This is a genomic window from Gloeothece verrucosa PCC 7822, from assembly GCF_000147335.1.
GTDB classification, from domain to species: domain Bacteria; phylum Cyanobacteriota; class Cyanobacteriia; order Cyanobacteriales; family Microcystaceae; genus Gloeothece; species Gloeothece verrucosa.
Genome location: NC_014501.1, coordinates 5,174,920 through 5,196,807 on the forward strand (window position 1 = coordinate 5,174,920; position 21,888 = coordinate 5,196,807).

The 21,888-nt window shown below is 40.4% G+C and carries 20 protein-coding genes; 9 read left to right on the top strand and 11 right to left on the bottom strand.

Annotated features, from left to right (window positions below; all coding sequences use genetic code 11):
* Nucleotides 1–37: 37 nt before the first annotated feature.
* Nucleotides 38–1,684, top strand: a complete 1,647-nt coding sequence (gene dndC, locus CYAN7822_RS23285) for a DNA phosphorothioation system sulfurtransferase DndC (RefSeq protein WP_013324697.1) — start codon at nt 38–40, stop codon at nt 1,682–1,684.
* Between the two features lie 311 nt (nt 1,685–1,995).
* Here the strand turns inward: dndC and CYAN7822_RS23290 are convergent, their stop codons facing one another.
* Both CYAN7822_RS23290 and CYAN7822_RS23295 read right to left on the bottom strand, forming a co-directional pair.
* Nucleotides 1,996–3,390, bottom strand: a complete 1,395-nt coding sequence (locus CYAN7822_RS23290) for a carotenoid oxygenase family protein (protein WP_013324698.1) — start codon at nt 3,388–3,390, stop codon at nt 1,996–1,998.
* 81 nt (nt 3,391–3,471) lie between these two features.
* Nucleotides 3,472–4,275 (bottom strand): SDR family oxidoreductase, encoded by an 804-nt coding sequence (locus CYAN7822_RS23295; RefSeq protein WP_013324699.1) that lies wholly within the window; start codon nt 4,273–4,275, stop codon nt 3,472–3,474.
* 105 nt (nt 4,276–4,380) lie between these two features.
* On the opposite strand from CYAN7822_RS23295, the gene dndD reads away from it, so the two are divergent.
* From dndD to CYAN7822_RS23325, 6 genes are all read left to right on the top strand, one after another.
* Nucleotides 4,381–6,378 carry a DNA sulfur modification protein DndD gene (gene dndD / locus CYAN7822_RS23300; protein ID WP_013324700.1) on the top strand — a complete coding sequence of 666 codons (1,998 nt, stop codon included), beginning with the start codon at nt 4,381–4,383 and terminating at the stop codon, nt 6,376–6,378.
* Between the two features lie 19 nt (nt 6,379–6,397).
* A complete protein-coding gene (locus CYAN7822_RS23305; RefSeq protein ID WP_013324701.1) occupies nt 6,398–6,988 on the top strand; it encodes a GUN4 domain-containing protein in 591 nt (196 codons plus the stop codon).
* 5 nt (nt 6,989–6,993) lie between these two features.
* Nucleotides 6,994–7,389, top strand: coding sequence for a DNA sulfur modification protein DndE (gene dndE, locus CYAN7822_RS23310; protein ID WP_013324702.1), 396 nt, complete (start codon nt 6,994–6,996; stop codon nt 7,387–7,389).
* Nucleotides 7,390–7,458: 69 nt separating this feature from the next.
* Nucleotides 7,459–8,127: a PRC-barrel domain-containing protein gene (locus CYAN7822_RS23315; protein WP_013324703.1), complete on the top strand. Its 669-nt coding sequence runs from the start codon at nt 7,459–7,461 to the stop codon at nt 8,125–8,127.
* A gap of 77 nt (nt 8,128–8,204) precedes the next feature.
* On the top strand, nt 8,205–9,035 hold the full coding sequence (gene pgeF, locus CYAN7822_RS23320; protein ID WP_013324704.1) for a peptidoglycan editing factor PgeF: 831 nt from the start codon (nt 8,205–8,207) through the stop codon (nt 9,033–9,035).
* 102 nt (nt 9,036–9,137) lie between these two features.
* On the top strand, nt 9,138–9,422 hold the full coding sequence (locus CYAN7822_RS23325; RefSeq protein ID WP_013324705.1) for a small RNA NsiR4-regulated ssr1528 family protein: 285 nt from the start codon (nt 9,138–9,140) through the stop codon (nt 9,420–9,422).
* Here the strand turns inward: CYAN7822_RS23325 and CYAN7822_RS23330 are convergent.
* Both CYAN7822_RS23330 and sepF read right to left on the bottom strand, forming a co-directional pair.
* On the bottom strand, nt 9,419–10,828 hold the full coding sequence (locus CYAN7822_RS23330; RefSeq protein WP_013324706.1) for an amidase: 1,410 nt from the start codon (nt 10,826–10,828) through the stop codon (nt 9,419–9,421). The two genes, CYAN7822_RS23325 and CYAN7822_RS23330, sit on opposite strands and share 4 nt — an antisense overlap.
* A 57-nt stretch (nt 10,829–10,885) precedes the next feature.
* Nucleotides 10,886–11,182: a cell division protein SepF gene (gene sepF / locus CYAN7822_RS23335; protein ID WP_013324707.1), complete on the bottom strand. Its 297-nt coding sequence runs from the start codon at nt 11,180–11,182 to the stop codon at nt 10,886–10,888.
* Between the two features lie 300 nt (nt 11,183–11,482).
* Here sepF and CYAN7822_RS23340 point away from each other — a divergent pair, with 300 nt between their 5' ends.
* A complete protein-coding gene (locus tag CYAN7822_RS23340; protein WP_013324708.1) occupies nt 11,483–11,830 on the top strand; it encodes a phage holin family protein in 348 nt (115 codons plus the stop codon).
* 22 nt (nt 11,831–11,852) lie between these two features.
* Here the strand turns inward: CYAN7822_RS23340 and CYAN7822_RS23345 are convergent, their stop codons facing one another.
* A complete protein-coding gene (locus CYAN7822_RS23345; protein ID WP_216701557.1) occupies nt 11,853–12,257 on the bottom strand; it encodes a CoA-binding protein in 405 nt (134 codons plus the stop codon).
* On the opposite strand from CYAN7822_RS23345, the gene CYAN7822_RS23350 reads away from it, so the two are divergent.
* Nucleotides 12,256–14,157, top strand: coding sequence for a tetratricopeptide repeat protein (locus CYAN7822_RS23350; protein ID WP_013324710.1), 1,902 nt, complete (start codon nt 12,256–12,258; stop codon nt 14,155–14,157). The genes CYAN7822_RS23345 and CYAN7822_RS23350 overlap by 2 nt on opposite strands.
* 251 nt (nt 14,158–14,408) lie before the next feature.
* Here the strand turns inward: CYAN7822_RS23350 and CYAN7822_RS23355 are convergent, their stop codons facing one another.
* The 6 genes from CYAN7822_RS23355 to CYAN7822_RS23380 all read right to left on the bottom strand — a co-directional run bounded on the left by CYAN7822_RS23355 (nt 14,409) and on the right by CYAN7822_RS23380 (nt 21,794).
* Nucleotides 14,409–15,950 (bottom strand): M48 family metallopeptidase, encoded by a 1,542-nt coding sequence (locus CYAN7822_RS23355; RefSeq protein WP_013324711.1) that lies wholly within the window; start codon nt 15,948–15,950, stop codon nt 14,409–14,411.
* 248 nt (nt 15,951–16,198) lie between these two features.
* On the bottom strand, nt 16,199–18,076 hold the full coding sequence (locus tag CYAN7822_RS23360; protein ID WP_013324712.1) for a DNA-directed RNA polymerase subunit gamma: 1,878 nt from the start codon (nt 18,074–18,076) through the stop codon (nt 16,199–16,201).
* Nucleotides 18,077–18,601: 525 nt separating this feature from the next.
* Entirely contained in the window at nt 18,602–18,880 is a 279-nt protein-coding gene (locus tag CYAN7822_RS23365; RefSeq protein WP_013324713.1) for a DUF7219 family protein, read from the bottom strand.
* A 176-nt stretch (nt 18,881–19,056) separates the two neighbouring features.
* The gene (locus CYAN7822_RS23370) at nt 19,057–19,950 is read right to left on the bottom strand and encodes a metal ABC transporter permease (RefSeq protein WP_013324714.1); all 894 of its coding nucleotides are present in this window, start codon (nt 19,948–19,950) and stop codon (nt 19,057–19,059) included.
* An 82-nt stretch (nt 19,951–20,032) separates the two neighbouring features.
* Complete coding sequence (locus CYAN7822_RS23375) at nt 20,033–20,950, bottom strand: cation diffusion facilitator family transporter (RefSeq protein ID WP_013324715.1); 918 nt, start codon at nt 20,948–20,950, stop codon at nt 20,033–20,035.
* 85 nt (nt 20,951–21,035) lie between these two features.
* On the bottom strand, nt 21,036–21,794 hold the full coding sequence (locus tag CYAN7822_RS23380; RefSeq protein WP_013324716.1) for a metal ABC transporter ATP-binding protein: 759 nt from the start codon (nt 21,792–21,794) through the stop codon (nt 21,036–21,038).
* Nucleotides 21,795–21,888: the final 94 nt, after the last annotated feature.

A 21,888-nucleotide genomic window follows, 5' to 3' on the forward strand; every position in this document is an offset into this window, starting at 1 on the left:
CGACATCGAAAACTAGGACTATACGAGCTTTTCAAACATGACAACCACCCAGTCTCCACAATTTCCCTTACGTAATGTTTCCCAATTGGTAGAAGACATAGCAACATTAACTAAAGAAATTCAAGAATTGTACTGCCAGGATGATATTCCCTGGATTGTTGGTGTATCGTGGGGAAAAGATAGCACTACCGTATTACAACTGATCTGGAATGCGATAGCGGCTCTACCTCTAGAAAAACGACATAAAACTATTCATGTCATTACTACAGATACTCTAGTAGAAAATCCGATTGTGTCTGTCTGGGTGCGTAAATCCATAAAAAAGCTTCAAAATGCTGCAATTCAGCAACAAATGCCTGTGAAACCTCATCTACTTCATCCCTCTTTAAAAGAAAGCTTTTGGGTATGTTTAATAGGAAAAGGATATCCTGCACCTCGAAATGGTTTTCGTTGGTGTACTGATCGTCTGAAAATACAGCCTGTCAACTACTTTATCCGTGATATGGTTAGAGCGCATGGTGAAACAATAGTTGTTTTAGGTATTCGTAAAGCTGAGAGTGCAACTCGTGCAGCTACAATGAAAAAGCACGAAGAGGACAGATTACGCGATCGCCTTAGTCCTAATGGTCGCCTAATTAATTCTCTAGTTTATACCCCTATTGAAGACTGGCGGACTGATGAAGTTTGGTTATATTTGATGCAGTGGGAAAACCCTTGGGGACATAGTAATAAAGAGTTATTTGCCATGTATCGGGGAGCAACAGCAGATAATGAATGTCCTTTGGTTGTAGATACTTCTACGCCTAGCTGTGGAGATTCTCGCTTTGGTTGTTGGGTTTGTACAATGGTTAGCAAAGATAAATCTATGGAGGCGATGATTCAGAATGATGAAGAAAAAGAATGGTTACAACCTCTGTTAGATATTCGCAATGAATTAGATGTACAAGATGATAAAGATAAACGGGACTTTCGTCGTATTTACGGTAGAGTAGAACTATTTGGTAAAGAAGAAATAGAACCCATACCCGGTCCTTATACTAAATACTGGAGGGAACACTGGTTAAGACGGGTACTCCAAGCACAAGTCGAAGTGCGAAAAAATGCCCCAGAAGACATGAAAGACATCACCCTAATAACTATGGACGAACTAAGCGAAATCCGGCAAATTTGGTTAGATCAAAAGCATGAATTTGATGATAGCTTACCGAAAATATACGAAGAAGTCACCGGCGAACCATTTAAAGATCCTCGGCGAGAACTCGAACGCCGCCTCTTAGGTGAGGATGAATGGAATGTCTTAGCGGAAATTTGCGGCGATGACGTAATGCACCTAGAATTAATGACTAAACTCCTCGATACTGAGCGGCAACATTACACAAAAACTCGTCGCTCAAATATCTACAACGAACTGCAAAAATGCTTTGAAACCAGTTCAAGGTCCCGAGAAGATGCCATAGATAACGCACACCTGAAGCGGCATTTAAAAACCGCCGCCGCACAAGGAGACGTAGAAAGCATCAAACAGCAATTAACCAACCCCGAAAAAGAAAACGGAGATCTAAAAATCATCAAAGAAAAAATCAAAGAGAATTTAAAAACCCCAGCCAACAATCAGCAACAATTATCATTATCTTGGGGCAACCTCAAATTTAGTAATCAACCCACAGAACCCGAAGAAGAATAAAACAACTAAAAAAAATCCGTTCATAACCATTACCCCTCCCGAGTTCTCCTCTGTAACTCTGCGTTTTTGCTTTAAAAAAATCCCCCTCACACAAAGAGAATAGGGCTGTTTCGTTCTTTTGAAATGCTCTCAGGCTGAAGCCTCTAGCTATACGAACTAAGCCTGCCTACGCAGGCTAAAAGGCTTATAATTTGTATTTAGCCCGCGCCGGCGGGCTTTGTCCGTATAGCCCAACCCTTCAGGGTTAGGGCGTTTTTGCTTTAAAAAAACCCCTCACAGAAACAGAGGGGTTAAACCAGAGGTCAAAAAGCTCAACTTTGAGGCACCCAAAGACCATGAAAACCATAAGGAACACGCTGAGGAATAAGAACCCGGGCCACCGGTTCATACTCCAAATTCTGCGCCGCCAAAATCACCAACTCCGAAGAATCAGTAGACTGATCATAAACAAAAGTTATCAACCAACCATCATCTTCTGAACTTCCTAGAGGGTTGGGAGCAAAAACCGCCTCACCCCCATAACGACCCAAACCATACTGATAACGCCAAGAATTCCCCGTTTCTAGGTCATATTTAATGATCCCATCCCACAAAGGAAGTTCATCAGGTTTGATCGTCATGCTATAACCATAACGATTTTTACGTCCCACATAAGCCGGGTTGAGGGTAGGAAATTCTGAAGGAACATCATCTAAAATTTCCTCTTTAACAGAATTATCCCGAAGATTAAACCGCCATCTCGTCAAAAAGGGAATATCATTTTTATTGGCCATTTCTGGGTCATTTACCATCCCTAAAACACTGGTTGCTTCCATGCGACAGGCCAGTAAAATTACCTCATCTCCCTCTTCATAAGCATTGAGAGTATGGTAAATGAAGCAAGAGTTAGTCTCAAACCAACGTATCGAGTCCGGTTCTCCATGACGAGGAAGAATACCAAAATAACTGGGGGTATGAGATTCAAATTGAAAAGCCGCTTCTCCTTTAGCCATTTTTTCGGGACGGAAAGTAAGCGGTAAATTAGGAAATATACTGTAATGTTCAGTGATAGCAAAATCGTGCATCATCACCCCTACCGGTAACTCAATGGGTACAAGTTTACTTAATTTCCCATCGGCTGAGACAATGCCATAATGTAAGAACGGGGGAGTAATCATATTGTAGCCAATAAACATCATTTCCCCAGTGACCGGATCGACTTTAGGATGAGCGGTAAAAGGTGTATTTAATTTACCCTCAAAGGTTTGGGAACCCACAGTATCTAAACTCGGAACATCAATTAAATAGGGTTCTCCTCCTTCCCAAAGAGACAAAAGTTGTTGATGGTGCCAAACTAAAGCGGTATTAGAAACATTTTTAAAACTCAATTCAGGTTCTAAGTCTCTTGGGCCTAATATCCCGCCATAAAGCGCTTTTCCGGCTTGATGTTCTTTCATAAAACCGGCAGTTTTCACATAGCGGTTACGATAGGTTGCTTGAGAGTCTTTAATCTCGACTCCATGTAACATTCCATCCCCATCAAACCAATGATACATCCCCAAAGGATCAAATTGAGGGTTTGGGCCATTGCGAACGAAACTACCTCGTAATTCTGGGGGAATTTTGCCGATAACCTTTAAATTTGTACTGGTTATTTCTTGATGAACTGGGGCAAAGTTTCCCGCTAAAAAAGGACTAATCTCAGCAATTGCTGTTGGCTCTACCATAGCGATTATTCAATTCGTCAATTCCTTACTATATAGATTTTTTCAGATTTTGGGTGATGACGCTGGTTCGGTTTTTTTGGGTTAATTTCCCACCTTGATATTTTTGACAATTTTTGATAAAATCCCAGGAAAAAATCGCTTAAGATAGACAGCAATCATTTCTTTTCTAGCAATATAAATTTCTTCCTGGTCTTTTTCAATAGCCTGAAGTATTTTTTGGGCACAGACATCTACAGAAATTCCTAACTCTTGATTTTTATCCATCTGATTATATTTAGCTCCCTCTGCGGTAAAAGCATTCAGACTAATAGAAGTTTTAACATATCCCGGACAAATCAAAGTAACTTTAATATTATCTTGCCAAACTTCGGCTCGTAACGAGTCAAAATATCCCTGTAAAGCGTGTTTAGAAGCCGCATAAGACGAACGCATCTTTGTAGCAACTTTTCCCGCCACACTAGAGATAATAACCAGATGACCGGATTGTTGTTTTTTCATCACTGTTAATACAGATTTGCTCAGAGTGATAGCCGCAAAAAAATTGACTTCCATTATTATTCGTTCTACCTCAGAAGAGGTTTCCACTGCCAAAGATCTTTGAGTCACTCCTCCGTTATTAATTAAAATATCGACCGTACCAAATAAACTAATCGCTTCCTGTGCTAAGATTGGCAAAGTATCGGGTTGATTCAGGTCAAGCGGCAAAATTTTAATCTCATCAGGATTAATTCCCTTGCAATTGTCTTTAACTCGTTGTAATTCGTTTTCTCGTCTGGCTGATAAAATCAATTTTCCTCCCTTCTCGGCAATTTGATAAGCCAAAGCTTCGCCGATACCTGATGAAGCCCCTGTAATCCAAATAACTTTATTTTTAATTTCGCTCATGGGGGTTTTTCCTCCTAACAAATTTTTAAAATTATTGTTTTTATTATACTTTAAATAAAAAAATATAGTATGATATAAAAATCCTTGTAAATTTAGCGATACCTAATGATTTTTACCGAACTCGTCTTAGAGAACTTTGGCCCTTATGCAGGCAAACATACCATAAACCTACGACCAGAAATAGAAGAAAATACCCGCCCTATTATCTTATTTGGCGGCATGAATGGAGGCGGAAAAACAACTCTAATGGATGCCATGCGCCTCGCCTTATATGGTTCTCGTGCCCAATGTTCTACGCGAGGAAATTTAAGTTATAGCGACTTTTTGAGTCAAGCAGTTAATAGTCAAACCCCCCCTTATGAAAAAGCGCGAATAGAACTAGCCTTTGAACATTTTCAAGACGATGAATTACTAGAAATAAGAATTGTGCGTTACTGGGAAAAAAAACCCAAAGACGGAAAAGACCATTTAGGAATTTTAATCGGAAAATCCGATCAAGAATTAGTAGAGCCAGCCCTAGCTAATACCTGGGATGAATATATCGAAACCCTCCTGCCATTAGGAATTTCTAACCTCTTTCTTTTTGACGGAGAACAAGTCAAAGAACTGGCAGAACAAGACATCCCCCCTCAAGCGGTAATAGAAGCCATTCAATCCCTATTAGGACTCGGGTTAGCTGAAAAATTATCCATAGACTTAGACATTTTAGTCAGTCGTAAGCGTAAAGAAATCGCCACTGGATTACAACTAAAAGACCTAGAAAAAATCGAAGAAAAATTAAAATATTATCAACAGGAATCCGAAGCCGCCAACCGAGAATTAGGCAATCTCAAAAATCAACTAGAAAGGGCTGAGAAAAAAAGAAAAGAAGCCTCAAATAAATTCCGAGTACAAGGAGGAAAAATAGCCGCTCAAAAAAACCAACTTGACCTAGAAAAAAAAGCACTAGAAAAAGCGGCAGAAGAGAGTCGAAAAGACTTGTGTCAGTTAGCGGCAGGGATCTTACCTTTAGAATTAATAAACCCGCTTCTGCAACAAGCCAAAAACCAAGGAGAACAAGAAATCAAAATTCAACAGGCTAAAATCGCCAAAAAACTTTTACAAGAACGAGATCAAAAGTTATTATCTTATCTATCTGAACTCGCTTTACAATCGGAAAAACTGAAAAAAATACAAAGCTTTCTCGAGCAAGAAAACCAAATTTTAAACCAAACAACAGAAGCCGATCACACCTCTTTTTTAAACCTGAATGAAGAAGAATTAAAACAATTAACAAACATTTTAGACCATCAACTTCCTCTCGAAACAAACCAGGCTAAAAAGCAAGTTGAATTGCTCGAAAAAATCGAAACAGAAATGGAAAGCAAAGAAAAAGAATTAGCCTTAGCCGCTTCTCCCGAAGAGTACGATAAACTAGACAAAGCCTTACAGGAAGCCGACCAAGAACTGCGAAAATGTCAAGCGGCTTATGAGGCCTGTCAACGGCGTTTTGATGAAGCCAAAAAAGGCAGCGACAAAACCAAAAAAGAACTCGAAAAATATAGCGAAGAAGCCATCGACTATCAAAACAACGAACACCTAATTAAAGCCGCCGCAAGAGCCAAACAAACCCTACAACTATTTAAAGAAAAATTAACCCTAAAAAAATTAAATAAACTCGAAGGAGAAGTGAGCCAATGCTTTAGATATTTACTCCATAAAACCGACCTCGTAAATCGTGTAGCCATTGATACGCAAAACTTTAGCCTTTCCCTGTACGATCCCAACGGCGAACTCATCCCTAAACATCGACTCTCAGCCGGAGAAAAACAACTCCTAGCCATAGCATTTTTATGGGGACTAGCGCGAGTATCAGGAAGAAACTTACCCGTAGCCATTGACACCCCTTTAGGAAGACTAGACTCATCTCATCGCAGTAACTTAGTAGAACGTTATTTTCCCACAGCATCCCATCAAGTCATCCTCCTATCGACAGATACAGAAATCGGCAAAACAGAAATAGAACAATTGAAAGAACTCGATGCAATAGCCTTGCAATATCTGCTAAAATATGACTCAACTAAACGTCAGACTACCATCGAGCCTAATCGTTACTTTTGGTAAAAAATATTAACTAAAAAAAATGAGTAATTCCTACAATGAAGGCCAGCAAGAACTTTCCAACCAACTAGCCGAAATAAAACTGCAATTAACCCGACTAACAGAACTGAGTAGCCGCTTAGCATGGGTTGAAGAAACTCTATTATTAGTAGAAGACATTTATCGCTATGAAAAATTACAAAAAGCCTTATTAGAAGGAGACTGGTTTGAAGCCGACTTAGAAACCATTAAAATCATATTAGACCTAACCGGTAAAGACAAAGACAACCTGAAACCAGAAGATATTCAATACTTTCCGGTGGCATCCTTAAAAGTCATCGATAAACTGTGGCTAAAATACAGTCAAGGAAAATTTGGTTTTACCGTACAACTAAAAATTTACCAACAATTGGGAGGCAACCTAGACACCACCATCGCTAAAGATCAAAAACTGATTGAAAAGTGGGGCGAACAACTGGGATGGAGAGACAACCATCAATGGCGAAAATGTGATGAACTAGATTATAGTTTTAACGCGCCAACAGGTTGTCATCCTTCGCAATGGTGGAACTCGCCTTATGGATCAAAAATGACCAACTATTTTCTTGCCCGTCTGATCAAAGCTAATCTATAAAAGTAATGGAAAGCCCAATAGAAAGAATACATATATCTCAAACAGCCAGAGAGCAACTCATTAAACTAAAACGATATACCAAGATAGAAAACTGGAATATCTTATGTCGTTGGGCTTTTTGTCGTTCCCTAGCTGAACCGAGTATTCCCTCGCCGGTGCCTCTGCCGCCTAACAGCAATGTTGAAATGAGTTGGCAAGTCTTTGGCGGAGAAATGGCCGATGTATTGCTGATCGCCTTAAAAATGCGCTGTTACAATGATGGACTCGGAACAGATCAAGAAACATTAGCTCATCAATTTCGTCTTCATCTCCATCGAGGAATTGGATACTTAGCTGGAGATATGACCATCAAAAAAATCGAAAATTTAATTACCATCCCTTTAAAAGAGAACCGGCAATAGAGGGAAAGCTAAAAAAACTCCTGATAAATGACTAATTACTAACGACTAATAACTAATAACTAATAACTAATGACTGATAACAAAATAGCCATTCCCATCAATGCCGATGTGCTGTGTAGTGATGAAAAATGTGGCAAATCATCTCATGCCATTATTAACCCCATCACTCAAAACATCACTCATATAGTAGTTAAAGACTCTGACTTACCCGAGTCTAGCCGGCGTATAGTTCCTATCGAGAAAATTAGCACCACCACATCAAACACAGTTACCCTCAATTGCAGCAAAGAAGAACTCGCACAAATGCAAGCCTTTACAGAAAGTCATTATATTAAACCTGATAACGACACTCTGGCAACCATGCTTCAGATAGAACACTATGAAGAAACCCTGCTGAGTGATCCCTATATACTGCCTTATGCCATTCCTATAACGCCCTTAGAATATATGCCCATAGAAAAAGAACTCATCCCCCCCGGACAAATTGCCGTACATCGAGGTGCGGAAGTTAGGGCGATAGATGGGCGAGTAGGACGAGTTGATGAATTTGTGGTCGAACCGAGTAATGGTCATATTACTCACCTAATTATGCGAGAAGGGCATCTTTGGATGACAAAAGATATTGTTATTCCCCTAAAAGCCATCGAAAAAATGGAAGAAGAGATCGTGTATTTAAACATAGATAAAAAAGGAGTTGAGTCATTACCCGAAATTAATGTTAAGCGGCTTTTTGGTTAATAAAAACTTAAAGGCATCATCAAAGCAAAGACGAAAAAAACTAGCACAAATTAAAAAATATTATTGAGGTTAAACGGGTGACTATTTCCCTTACTTCTGAAGTTCCCACTCAAACAGCCGCTTGGCACTGGCAACAATGGAACAGTTTGCCTTATTTGACTTGTTCATTATTACAAGACTGGCAACACGGCTTTTTTACGCAGCAATTTTATCCTCATCCGCCAGAAGAATTAGTCGAGGTATTGCAACCGGGAGCATCTGTATATCGAGTTAAACAGGTGCATGACCGGCGCGTACTCACTTCAAAAGAAATAGAAGCAGCGATTAAAAATGAAAAAATAGAAGAAAAGTATCCACCGGCCGATGGAATCATTACCGACCAACCTCAGCAGTCAATCTGGGTGGCTAGTGCTGATTGTACCCCGGTTTTGATCGCCGATGTCAAGACCCGAAAAACCGCAGCAATTCACGCAGGATGGCGAGGAACAGCTAAAAAGATTGTTCCCGAAGCAATTTCACGATTAATAAATTTTGGTAGTGATCGGGAAAATTTAAGAATTGCTCTTGGTCCGGCCATCTCTGGAGAAGTGTATCAAGTGTCTCAGGAAGTGGCCTTAGAAGTCGGGTCTAGTTTACTCAACTGGCAAGAATTAGACACCAGAGAAAGCCTTATAAAAGCCTTACAAGAGATGCCCGGTTCACCCATTCTCGAAGATCCAGAACCCGGACGGGTTAAATTAGATGTCAGACGAGTCAATGTATTACAACTGCTATCATTAGGCATTGCTGAGGAACAGATCGCCATCGCGCCTTATTGTACCTATCAGCAACCTGAGTATTTCTTTTCTTATCGGCGAACCAATGAAAAAAAAGTTCAATGGTCAGGAATTGTTAGTAATAATCTCTAAACAATGATTCCTTTGATTTTTTGATGAACTAGGATTTTTTATTGATCATTATAATCACAGTTATCAGATACAATAAAATCTAACAATCATCAATTATTTAAAATGACATCACCCACCTCGACTACTGGAGCAGATGCCGTAGATGCCGCCATCGAAGCCGGAATCGACTTTGACGGTACCCCCATAGACTCTGCTAAATTAGAACTATACAAACAAGTCATGGTCCTTGAAGGTCAACGTCAGCGCAGTGGCGTAACTAATACCATGCGTTCGCGTATTGTCCGTATAGGAGCAAAGCACATCCCTCAAGAACAATTAAACCAACTGCTCACAAAAGCCGGTTTTGCTCCCTTAAAAGAAAAAGAAATCGCTTTCTATTATGGTTAAGCAGTAGCCATAGCAGGCCGATAATGACTCCAGGGGTTAAGCGCCTCCAACTGTGCCGCTAAAGCGATCAAAGTGATTTCATCAGCCGCACCTCCAACCAACTGAACGGCTATCGGTAAACCATTTTCATCAAACCCCGTCGGAATGGTAATGGCGGGTAAACCACTGGCATTACAAGGAGGACAAGGAGCAACCCAATTAATCATTTTTTCTAGGGTTTCTTGTGGCGGCAAGTTTTCCCATTCCCCGATTCGGATAGCTTGATGCAAATAAACCGGTAACACCAACACATCATACTCTTGAAAAAAAGCCACCAAGGAACGAGAAATCATTTGCAGAGTTCGTACCGCTTGCAAATATTGCCCGGCTGATGTTTGTTGTTCTCCTAGCCATTGATTGAGGGGACACAGGAGTTCTAAAGGAATACCCGCCGCCGCGACTCCAGATTGCCAGACAATCTTAAAAGGTTCAAGTAACCCCTCAACATTAAAACATCCCTCTTCTACAATATGCCCCATCTCCTCTAAACGTTTAGCCGTCTCTCTTACCGCTTGCCCAACAATAGGTACAGATTCCGGAAAACCCGCTAAAGAGGGAGAAAAAGCAATGCGTAATTGACCGACATCTTCACCAGTAGCCGCTAAAAAAGACATTTTCGGCTCCGGCAGCCAATAAGGATCACCGGTTGTATAGCCTGACATCACATCTAAAAAAGCCGCCGCATCAGCTACAGTACGAGCGAGAGGTCCATTAGTGGCAATCCCACTCTGAAAATCCCCGATAGGAGCGTTAGAAATGCGTCCTCTGGCCGGTTTAATCCCCACTAACCCACAACATAGGGCCGGACCCCGAATAGAACCTCCGCCATCAGAACCTTGTGCTAAAGCGCATAATCCCGCCGCTACTGCACTAGCTGCGCCACCACTAGACCCTCCGGCCGTATAGTCTAAATTCCAAGGGGTACGCGCCGGCTCAAAATTAGGCGGTTCAGTATAAGGAAAAGACCCTAATTGTGAAGTGGCGGTTTTACCTAAAATGATCAATCCTGCCTGTTTGATGCGAGTCACTACCCCATCATCATAATTGACTATGTTATCCTTCAGGGCGGCTACTCCATAACTGCAAGGCATTCCGGCGACGGCGTTTAGGTCTTTAATAGCAGTGGGAACCCCAAAAAAAAGAGGTAGATTGCAGAGATCTTGATTATTGGCTAAAAATTCGGTTTTTGCTTTCGCTTCTGAAATAGCGGCATCTGCTGCCAGATGAAAAAAACTACCTACTTGAGGGTTTAACCTCTCGATGCGAGCTAGGTAGATTTCCACTAATTCTAACGGAGAAATTTGGCGCTCTCGGATCAGTTTGGCTTGTTCTAAGGCAGAGGTAAAAGCAAGATCAATTTGATTCATTTATCTTCTAAATTTTTGTCACGAATCCTAGATCTAAGATACCACTGGCAGAGATTTTCAACTCGCTTTCAGCTTGGGTGCAACCGAGTATTTGTTAGTATTGCCAGTCACTTGTATATGAGAAGGTAGAAATAAAAAAGTTAAATTTCCGATCCAAACTGTTCTACCATCAATAGCGTGAATCCCGCCAGTTACCCAATCGACAAATCTCTGTCTTTCGGTTAAAGATAAATTCCCTAGACTAACCATTACAGGCTTTCTTTGCTGTAAAATCTCTAAAACCGTTTGAGCGTCTTCTTTGAGACGAGGGTGAAAAACGATTATTTCTGTGTCTTGAGTGGAGAGTGATCTCATTGTATTTTAGAAGATAGATGTATTAATCTCTGAATCTCTAACGGACCATAACAAGAGTCGGGAACTAAATATGTCACTTAGGACACATTTTTCCGAAAACATCGGGTTTTAAATGGGATTTTGAGGATTGTTAATAATTATTGGTGTTTTTGTATGGGTTTAAATCTCTCCAATGAAAGAAAAACTTTTCGATAAAATCAGCTATATTTACCTCTAGTAGTAGATTTAACTCGTCATTAAATCACCGAACAGATTTAATTATAGTAAATTATAAACTTTCCTTTTGGGAGTTCTCTAGCTATGACCGCCTTTATTGTCACCTTAATTGTTACTGCCATCAGTCTGTTAATTATTTCTAGGCTTCCCCTTGGCATTGAAATAGATAGTTTGGCAAAAGCCCTGATAGCGGCTTTAGTTTTGGGGCTTCTCAATGCCTTTATTAAACCGGTTCTATTTTTCTTAACTATACCGCTCACCCTCTTAACACTCGGTTTATTTTCCTTGTTTCTCAACGCCATTATTTTTGGATTAGCCGCTTGGCTTGTAGAAGGATTTAGACTACGTTGGGGGTTATGGAGTGCCATACTCGGAGCTTTTGCACTTTCGGTCATTAATTCCCTGATTTTTCGCCTTGTGGGTGCCACATAAATCACTGATGAGTCAGCTAATCTCAAGAGCGCATTAATTCGGTTCGGATGCACCGATTGACGATCACTTGAATTCCGGCATCAATGGCTTTTTGTTGTGCTTGTTCATTAAAAATCCCCAATTGTAACCAGATTATCTTAATTTTTAGCTTTATACATTCTTCAACAATTTCTGGTAGATATTCTCCTCGACGAAAAACGTTCACCAGATCAATCGCTTTTGGAATTTCTGATAAAGACGAGTAGCACCGTTGCCCATCAATCTCAGATATTGTAGGATTGACCGGATAAACCACATAACCCTTTTCTCGCAAAAACTGGCCAATTTGATAACTCGGGCGCGTGGGTTGATCAGAATAACCCACCAGAGCGATCGTTTTAGCCAATTTTAAAATACTTTTAATAGACTCATTTGAAGAAATCATCATGATCAATAATCAAGCGTCGAATTCTGGAGAAGTTTCCTTACCACAGCAATATCAAGAGTTTATTGAACAAACCATAACAGCAACCCTTCAAGGCAAAATTCTCTCAAAAGAACAACTGTATCAAATGGTAGTCAAAGCTATTCAACCGGGTAGCGGCGAAATTTTTGAACGCTGTCTCAATGAGCGTCTTAGCATCACCCATCAGCAACTCCAAGAACAAACCAGTGAGGCAAAAAAAGCCAAAATCAGCCGTCAATTAAGAGCATTAGACACCCTTTCCGGAGCCTGGGAAAGATGGCAAAAAGAAAAACAGGAAACTAATGTTTATTCTCAAGCCATAAAAGAACTACTCCAAGCCGCACGCTCAGAGCGTTTTTCCATTTTAGTGCAGAAACTTGACCTCAATCAAACTCAGGTACTCAACCGTAACCAAATTAAACAATTAGCCCAAGCTTTAGAGCAAGCCGCCCACTCAATTTCTGATGCGGATGATGCGAATCAATTGCGCTTATTTTGCACAGGACTTTTAAAAGGATTAGAATCTTTGCATAACCTTGAAAATGATCTCGTGAGTTGGATTTATGAAAGCGGCAATAAAGCTCTAGGTTTTGAAGGAATTCCCGGTACAAAAGGCCCTTGGGCAATTTGGGCAAAACGCATCAATAGCCCTCTTCCTCAACAATTATTTCAATTACAAGCCTCGAATCAATCGGCCACTGAACTAATCCGAATAGGAGCGACTCAAGACCTCAGCAGTTGGATAGAATTAGTCATAATTCTGCGAGGATTACAACAGGGATTAATCGCTTGGTTTGATCAACAGCCTTATAGTGCCACTTGGGGAAAAAGATTATCTAATGCTACCTTGCTCACTTTTGCCGTTATTTGGTGTGAATTATCCAATGGGTTACAACAGGCAACTAATCTCAATTCTAATACTCGCGAATTACTAGCAAAAGGCTGTTTTCAAATTACGTTACAAATTCTACGAACCTTTGCCCAGCGACCCGATTTTCCTCTTTATGGGGGGGTTTTTGTTTCCTTCTGGGGAGATAATTTACGCGACACTTTGAATTATCTCAGTGAACCTTTACGAGAAGTACAAGGCACTCAAGAAAAGGCACGTATACTCACTATATTGGGCTATTCTCAACGGACTTTAGGACAATATGAGCGAGCAAATTCTTTTCATCAAGAAGCCCTTCTAATTGCTCAAGAGTCTGGGGATAACCTTTGTCAAATTGCTAATTTTAATCATCTCAGTCGTAATAGTATTGCTCAAAAAGATTATGCAGCCGCCATTAATTATAGTCAACGCGCCTTGATTTTAGCTCGTCAAAGTGGAGATAGATTAGGAGAAGCAAATGCCTTGGCCAATTTAGGCTATAGTGAAGTGTTAGCCGCTCAAGCTACAGAGCAAATGAGCGCAGAAATGTATGAACAAAATATAAGCTATTTACAACAAGGTCTGCAATTAGCAGAACGCTTAGAAGATTACCAAAGTCAAGCCCTTTGTTACAATAGTTTGGGAATTGCTTATCTAGTGATTAATCAGCCTAGTCTTGCCTGTGAATATTTGGAAAAAGGCGTTAAAGCCGCTCAATTCGTGCGGGATTTGTACATTCAAGGAATAACTCTGAGCTATTTAGCCGAAGCTTATTATCATCTCAATGATTTAAAGCGAGCGGTTTATAATGGAAGTTTAGCCATGTATATTTTAGAAAGAATTTCGGCTAAAGAGTGGCGACAAGCCGCCGGATTATTAACCATTATTCAAGGTCGAGTCGGTCAGGAATTTTTTCTCAATTTACTATCACAAAATCGCTCGAAAATGTTAGAATCTATTGGCGTAGATGGCTATGATTATATTCCTCAGTTATTAAAGCAATATCAGGAATAGTGCAAGAGGCAAAAGTCAAAATCAATGAGTTAAACTGATCATTTTATCTAGGGTAGGGTGGGCACGGTTTCAAATTAATAACCGACAATAATTAACCTTGTAGTGCCCTCCTTTCCTTTAACTACAGCACTACGCATTAAAGTTAGGACATGGCAAGAAGATAAAACCTTGTCATAATCAACTGTTGCCTGTTCCCTAGCGCGTAGCGCTATAATTAACGATCACGAAATTAATTCGTCAAAAGATTTATATTATGAAAAACGAAAACGCTTTCGGACTTCTTGAAGAAATTGATTAGCTTCTATTTCTCGTCCTTGCTGTTGTAAATAATAATAAATTATTTCGCAGCTATTCACAACTAATTGAGGTTCATTATTCATGGCGACCTTTAAATATTTAATTCCTTCATCATTTTGCCGTGAAATCAAAATTTGCCCTAATAAATAATTCCCATTAGCATGAGCGGCATTGCTAGAAAGCAGAGATTTCAGCACAGGAATAGCCGCATCAGGTCCCTTAATTTCAACCGTTAATCTAGCTCTCTCCCACATTTGCTCGACAGAAAGAATATCAGTGGTAGCGAGTTCCTCCAACTCTTGTAGTAAATTCCGAGACTGTTGTAGATAAGTATAACGTTCTCGCCATTGAAAGGTAATCAGCGTTTTCCACTGTTGGTTTAAGTCTTCCGTCAGAGATGTTAATTGTTCACCTAATAACTCTTGTGCGGCTGTATCAGGGGTTGCAGTTAATAAAGGCGCGGCTTCTTCTGGGGCAAAATTTAAAGCCTTTAAGCGATCACTCAGACAAGGGTGTGTATCCACACAGTCGGTTTTAGCTTTTAAAGCTTGCTCTAACCACAATTGAATTTTTTCGGGTTCTCTATCGGTTTTGAGGCAAATTTCCAGTTGGTTAAAAGGCGTAACCGGCGGCTCTGGTTGCTCGTTAACTTTTTGGTAAATTTCATTCCAAAAATTATTGTCTACCAACTGTCCTAAAACATGAACATTAACCAGCGCCGATGCTGTCGAGACAGGACCGGCCAACTGCGCCGCACATTTATCGGCTTCATATTCATTGGCTCTTGCTAACACAAAAGAATAGGCATTAAAAAAAGGAATATACCAGTTAAAAAATCTGAAAAACAAACCTCCTACCCCTCCTTGTTGGCTTTGGGCAAAGCGCTCTAAAATCAATCCCCAAGTGTGGCGCATTCGATATATCCAGCCATGAAAGTGACTATGATTTCCCGATAAATGTCCAAATTCATGAGCCAATACCGCTTCGAATTGTTCTACAGAAAGCGCGTGTAACAAGGGAAGTCCTACTAATAAATAATTGTCCTGACCTAACAGGAAAAAACGAGGAATTTGTACAACGGCGGCATTAAATTCAGGCACAAGAACAATATGATTAAAGGAAGGACATTGAAGGGTTGAGGTTAAGTGATCTACCAGTTTAAATAATAAGGGGACTTGGCTACGCTGGAGTTCTATCCCGTTAGGCGGCGGCAAACGCATGGTTAAAACATTAAACAGCGAGCGCAGGATAATAAACACAGGTATCATTAAGACAAAAATCAGTTTAATGAGCGCAGAGGAGAGATAATGACCATAAATGGTTAATAGGATCAGTCCGATGATGGCGGCGATTAAAATCCCTAAAACCGCCACAATGTAAATATGGCCGAGAATGGCTAACAGTCCAACTCGAAATTTATATTCATTCGGATGACTTTTAGCATAGATTTCTAAGCGGCTCACTAATTTCTCAAATTCTTCTTTTGTCATACTCATAACAGTATTTGCCTGATAAAGCTTTATATAGTAAAAGGCAGCAGGGAAGAGGTTAAAACTCGAGATGTTAAATGCAAGGTTTCTACAAAGATTGAGTAACCGAACAAGTTCGGCACTTGAGGGTTTAAAAAAGTTTTAACCTTTCCTTGGACCAGCCTATTTTTAATATGGCACAGTTTTTTAGGCAAAAAAGAAAAAAGGATAAAGCTTAACTCTATCCTTTACTCTTGTTTAAAAATGATGCGCTTTTAAACCACTAAAGCATCTTTAATCGTCTTATTGTAGATAATTCGGCCGACGGTTGTACGGATAAACTGAGAGAGAATTTCACCATCAGCCGTTTCTCTAACCTTGCGATGTCGATAGAGTTTTACAATGGAACCATCCTCAAGGGTTTCGGTTTTCACGGGTTCATCATCGGGTTGATCAGTGACCACCTGTTCCTGACAACGAACCCAGACATAAGCATGCAGGTCTACCATTTTTTGCTCATAAGCCATCAGTGCATCTTCAAGGTCCGAAAAATAACTTTCTGCACCTTTTTGGGCTTTGGGATTTTCTGCGGTTAGGTAATAGCATCCTAATACCATATCCTGAGAAGGCGCTACAATTGGTCGCCCTGTGGCCGGTGATAGGATATTGTGACAAGCTAACATCAATAGCCGCGCCTCGCACTGAGATTCTAGAGACAGGGGAACGTGAACCGCCATTTGGTCCCCGTCAAAGTCAGCGTTAAAGGCGGGACATACTAACGGGTGTAATTGAATGGCTCGTCCTTCCACTAAAATAGGTTCAAACGCTTGAATCCCTAAACGGTGTAGGGTAGGGGCACGGTTGAGTAATACAGGGTGTCCGGTAATTACCTCTTCTAAGACGTTCCAGACTTGGGGATCGCCACGCTGAATCATCTTTTTAGCGGCTTTAATATTATTCACCATTCCCAGTTTAATCAGGCGATGAATAACAAACGGTTGGAACAGTTCGATCGCCATTTCTCGGGGAAGTCCACACTGATAGATTTTCAGTTTGGGCCCCACCACAATAACAGACCGTCCCGAGTAGTCAACCCGTTTACCTAAGAGGTTTTGACGGAAACGCCCTTGTTTTCCTTCGATAATATCGGAAAGGGATTTTAAAGGACGATTATTTGCCCCCACTACGGTTCTTCCGCGTCGTCCATTATCAATCAAAGCATCTACCGCTTCTTGTAACATCCGCTTTTCGTTACGGACGATAATTTCAGGGGCGAGAATTTCCTGTAAGCGGGATAAGCGGTTATTGCGGTTAATGACTCGACGATAGAGATCGTTTAAGTCTGAAGTGGCAAAACGTCCCCCATCGAGTTGTACCATCGGACGTAAATCTGGGGGAATGACGGGAATAACGGTCAAAACCATCCAGTCAGGTTGAGAACCGGTCGCTATAAAGTTGTCAATCACTCGCAGCCGCTTAATCAACTTGGCGCGTTTTTGCCCTTTGCTTTCTACTATTTCTTCGCGCAGTTTTTCCGCTTCTTCGTCTAGGTTCAGTTCTTGCAGCAATCTTTCGATCGCTTCTGCCCCAATGCCTACTTCTATGCCGTATAATTCAGAATCTTCGGCATAGATTTGTTCTTCTATTTCTAACCACTGATCTTCGGTGAGCAGTTGTTTATATTGTAGGTTGCCAGCGTTACCCGGATTGAGAACCACATAGGCATTAAAGTAAACGATCTGCTCTACATCCCGTAGCGGCATATCGAGTAAAATACTCAGGTAACTGGGAATTCCTTTGAGATACCAAACGTGAGTCACCGGAGCCGCTAGTTTAATAAAACCCATGCGGTGGCGGCGTACTCGAGACTCGGTTACTTCTACCCCACAGCGTTCACAGACGATCCCCCGGTGGCGTACCCGTTTATATTTGCCGCACCAACATTCCCAGTCTTTTGACGGTCCGAAAATGCGCTCACAGAAAAGACCATCCATTTCGGGTTTGAGAGTCCGGTAGTTGATGGTTTCTGGTTTGGTGACTTCTCCCACCAAAATTCCATTCGGGAGGGTTCTTTCTCCCCATTGGCGAATTCTATCAGGAGAAGCTAAACCAATTTTTACATAGTCAAAGCGTTGTTCTGTTGGTGATTTCATTCTGGTTTTGGGTTGATAATTTCTATTGAGCGAAAGGTTAAGATCAAAATTGTTAGTGGCTAGGGAAATCCGAACAAGTCGTTCTTTTGAGTCCGGCAAGTTCTAGCCTCGTGATGAATTGGCTTTTATATCAGTCAAGTTAATTTGAGGGTTCATGCTAGTATATAGATTGCCATTGATCATATTAAGTATGATTGCTCGATCACCTTTGTAGCGAGTCCAGAGAAGACAGTCTGTTTGATTAACCATCTCAGCAAAACTAAAGCACATAAAGCCGATTTTTTCTCCATTTTAGAGATTTAAGACGACGTTATCAGAACAAATATATTATTTGTATTCCAAGATATTTTATTATAGCTCCTTTTTGCCGCAACTAAGTAGGTGGAAAAAACTCTAGTTATAGCCCCCGCCAAGGGGAAAAAGAGCCGCCTTAAATACTCTAGGGACAAAGGAGTAAGTACCGCTTAAAGATAGTCCTAGGCTGCACTTCAGGGGCAACTAGGCTAATTTTTTCGAATTAGTGACCTATTTCTGTTCAAAATCATCAATTCCTGTAGCTTCTTTGCTTTTTTGCAACTGTATCCATAGGTGATCTAACTGTTTATACACTTCTCCCGTTGATAACTTTCCGTTGGTATGGAGTCCCACTAGATAACTGACTCTTTGAGCAAATTCTTGCAAATTGGCGTTTAACAGCAATTTTTCTGGGGAAAATAAACCTCTATAACCGGTGATAGGATATAAGAATAAATCTCTTTCAGTGTTCTTTAGTTTTTTGTCGGCTTTTTTTTCGGGTTGATTCATGTTATGTTATTTGATTTCTTCTTAATTGATTTTTTACTTAGGCTTGGCCTAAGCATGGTGTTCTAACAATGCTCAAACTGATAAACCCGTAACATAATTTTAAGAAGAGTTAAGCTTGTCAGTAATCTCCCCCAAGGAGGAAAAGTTGGATAGCACTCTGATAATTCTATTGTAGCTTAGTGAAAACGAATTAAGCGTTTCAATTCTTGCCAAAGTAAAGACTGATTCGAGGCTGAAGCGGGATAAGTTAAAATACCTTGACTAGGACTGAATAAAAACGCTAATATAAATAGCCCCGATGCCACTAAAACGATGGCCGGCCCTGAAGGTAAATTATAGAAGTAACTCAGATACATCCCACTAATACTAGATATCACGCCAATTACCACCCCTAACAACATCACCTGATGTAAGCGTTTAACTAATAAATAGGCGGTGGCTGCCGGGGTAATTAGCAAGGATAAAACCAGGATAACGCCGACGGTTTTTAGACTAGCGACAATGGTTAACCCGATTAAAATCATTAAGCCTAAGTCTAACAAATGCACCGGTAAACCTGCCGCTTGTGCCCCCAATTTATCAAAGGTATAAAAGAGCAATTCTTTATAAAAAACCACCACAATTAAAATAACGACAACCCCGATGATCAAGGTATCTCTAAGATCGGCTACCGTTACGCCTAATATATTGCCAAACAAAAAATGATTGAGGTCAATTTTGTTGTCTTTTTGAATAATAGTAATTAAGGTAATTCCTAATGCAAAAAATGACGAAAAAACAATGCCCATTGCGGCATCTTCTTTGAGGTTAGAACGAGTCCGAATTAAATTAATAACAATGGTACTCAGTAAGCCGGCAACAAAAGCCCCAACAAAAATATTTATATTCAACAAAAAGGCGATAGCTAAACCCGGTAAAACCGAATGACTAATGGCATCTCCTAATAAAGCCAATCGTTGCACCATTAAATAACTCCCCACCACAGCACAAATAACTCCTACAATAATTGCTTCTATTAGGGAGCGCTGCATAAAACTATACTGTAAAGGTTCAAATAATAGGTCTAGCATAAAAGTTATTAGTTATTGGTCATTAGTCATTAGTCATTAGTCATTCCCTGTAGCTGATGGCAAGAGTGCCTGTTGGCTTTACTTAGTCACAACAAGACTTTTGAGAACAAGGGGCGACAAAATTCCCGGCTTCAATCTGAATCGTTGTGTGTTCAATACCAAATTTACTATGTAAATCTTGATGAATTCGAGATAAAAAACCATCCCCCGGATTCCCGGTTGGCATCACCAAATGTGCCGTTAATACCGGTTCTGTTGTACTCATTGCCCAAATATGTAAATCATGAACCGCCACCACTCCGGGTAATTCCCCTAAATAAGTACGAACCGCATGAGGATTAATTCCTGATGGAACTCCATCTAAAGCTAAATTAACTGATTCTTGTAATAAATTCCAAGTACCTAGCCCAATAACCACCACAATCATTAAACTCACCACCGGGTCAAACCATAGCCAATTAGTTGCCATTATCGCTATTCCGGCTAAAACCACCCCTAACGAAATTACAGCATCAGCCGCCATGTGTAAAAAAGCTCCCTTAATATTTAAATCTTTTTCTCGTCCAGACATAAAAAGAAAGGCTGTTATACCATTAATAACAACTCCCACTAAAGCGACTGCGATAATGGTTTTTGAGGCGATAGGAACAGGATGAGCTAATCTAGCTATAGCTTCTACAGTAATAAACGTCAAAGCCACAAATAGAAGAATGCCGTTAATCAAAGCCGCAAAAATTGAAGACCGACGAAACCCATAAGTATAACGAGGGGTAGGACGACGACTCACTAACCAACTTGCACCCCAAGCGAGGATTAATCCTAATACATCACTAAAATTATGACCCGCATCTGCTAATAAGGCCAGAGAATTTGTTAAAAAGCCATAAGTGGCCTCAATAATCACAAAGCCGATATTAAGGGTTGTACCAATAATAAAAGCGCGGTTAAAATTAGGGGCATGATGGTGATGATCGTGATCGTGGTCGTGATGAAGGGACATAGGCACAATTAGGTAATCAGATACTCTTCTTTTACCATAACTGTTTTAAACCTTCTGTGAACATTATGAGATAATTATGAATATTTTAGGCGGCTTGAGCATTAAAAAATGACACTTTACCGTCATAAGCATGATACAAATTATCTTCCCTTAATACCATTTGTCTCACCCCAGAACAAATAAGTTGTCTATTTAACAAAATTAAGTCATCAAAATTAGTAATTGAATTGCCTAAATCATGATTGACTACTAAAACGACTTTGCCTTCATCGGCTAATTCATGAAAAATATTAAATAAAATACTTTCGGTTTTTTGATCTACCCCAACAAAAGGCTCATCAAAGAAAAATATATCCGCTTCTTGAGCCAATGAACGGGCTAAAAATACCCGTTGTTGTTGTCCTCCGGATAACTGTCCGATGGGGCGATGTTGATAATCTGCCATTCCCACCCGTTCTAAAGCTTCTAAGGATCGGCGGCGGCTAATAGTCGAAAAACGGCGAAACCAACCCGTCTTGCGGACTCTTCCCATCATTACCACATCCCACACCGTAGCCGGATAAGTCCAATCAATCTGGGAGCGTTGAGGAACATAAGCCACTCGTTCTAACTGTTCCATCAAAGGTTGACCTTGATAAAACACTGACCCCTGATTGATGGGAATCAATCCTAACATGGCTTTAATTAGGGTACTTTTTCCGGCTCCATTAGGGCCAATAATTCCCGTCAAGCGTCCAGGTAAAATCTTTAAGGTGATATCTCGTAACGCTTCAACGCTACGGTAAGACACCCCCAGATGGACTACATCAATACTGGGATTTTGTCCGGATGACTGAGCTAACATTGGCTGTCTCTCCCCCTTGATTACATCTTTATTGATCAGCATACCCTAAAAATGAAAGAATTATGAAAATAATTATGAGATAATTATGAAAAAA

What these genes read in the sequence shown, in the direction of transcription:
- dndC (WP_013324697.1), top strand. Translation starts at nt 38, where the DNA reads ATGACAACCACCCAGTCTCCACAATTTCCCTTACGTAATGTTTCCCAA.
- CYAN7822_RS23290 (WP_013324698.1), bottom strand. Translation starts at nt 3,390, where the DNA reads ATGGTAGAGCCAACAGCAATTGCTGAGATTAGTCCTTTTTTAGCGGGA.
- CYAN7822_RS23295 (WP_013324699.1), bottom strand. Translation starts at nt 4,275, where the DNA reads ATGAGCGAAATTAAAAATAAAGTTATTTGGATTACAGGGGCTTCATCA.
- dndD (WP_013324700.1), top strand. Translation starts at nt 4,381, where the DNA reads ATGATTTTTACCGAACTCGTCTTAGAGAACTTTGGCCCTTATGCAGGC.
- CYAN7822_RS23305 (WP_013324701.1), top strand. Translation starts at nt 6,398, where the DNA reads ATGAGTAATTCCTACAATGAAGGCCAGCAAGAACTTTCCAACCAACTA.
- dndE (WP_013324702.1), top strand. Translation starts at nt 6,994, where the DNA reads ATGGAAAGCCCAATAGAAAGAATACATATATCTCAAACAGCCAGAGAG.
- CYAN7822_RS23315 (WP_013324703.1), top strand. Translation starts at nt 7,459, where the DNA reads ATGACTGATAACAAAATAGCCATTCCCATCAATGCCGATGTGCTGTGT.
- CYAN7822_RS23325 (WP_013324705.1), top strand. Translation starts at nt 9,138, where the DNA reads ATGACATCACCCACCTCGACTACTGGAGCAGATGCCGTAGATGCCGCC.
- CYAN7822_RS23330 (WP_013324706.1), bottom strand. Translation starts at nt 10,828, where the DNA reads ATGAATCAAATTGATCTTGCTTTTACCTCTGCCTTAGAACAAGCCAAA.
- sepF (WP_013324707.1), bottom strand. Translation starts at nt 11,182, where the DNA reads ATGAGATCACTCTCCACTCAAGACACAGAAATAATCGTTTTTCACCCT.
- CYAN7822_RS23340 (WP_013324708.1), top strand. Translation starts at nt 11,483, where the DNA reads ATGACCGCCTTTATTGTCACCTTAATTGTTACTGCCATCAGTCTGTTA.
- CYAN7822_RS23350 (WP_013324710.1), top strand. Translation starts at nt 12,256, where the DNA reads ATGATCAATAATCAAGCGTCGAATTCTGGAGAAGTTTCCTTACCACAG.
- CYAN7822_RS23345 (WP_216701557.1), bottom strand. Translation starts at nt 12,257, where the DNA reads ATGATGATTTCTTCAAATGAGTCTATTAAAAGTATTTTAAAATTGGCT.
- CYAN7822_RS23355 (WP_013324711.1), bottom strand. Translation starts at nt 15,950, where the DNA reads ATGAGTATGACAAAAGAAGAATTTGAGAAATTAGTGAGCCGCTTAGAA.
- CYAN7822_RS23360 (WP_013324712.1), bottom strand. Translation starts at nt 18,076, where the DNA reads ATGAAATCACCAACAGAACAACGCTTTGACTATGTAAAAATTGGTTTA.
- CYAN7822_RS23365 (WP_013324713.1), bottom strand. Translation starts at nt 18,880, where the DNA reads ATGAATCAACCCGAAAAAAAAGCCGACAAAAAACTAAAGAACACTGAA.
- CYAN7822_RS23370 (WP_013324714.1), bottom strand. Translation starts at nt 19,950, where the DNA reads ATGCTAGACCTATTATTTGAACCTTTACAGTATAGTTTTATGCAGCGC.
- CYAN7822_RS23375 (WP_013324715.1), bottom strand. Translation starts at nt 20,950, where the DNA reads ATGTCCCTTCATCACGACCACGATCACGATCATCACCATCATGCCCCT.
- CYAN7822_RS23380 (WP_013324716.1), bottom strand. Translation starts at nt 21,794, where the DNA reads ATGTTAGCTCAGTCATCCGGACAAAATCCCAGTATTGATGTAGTCCAT.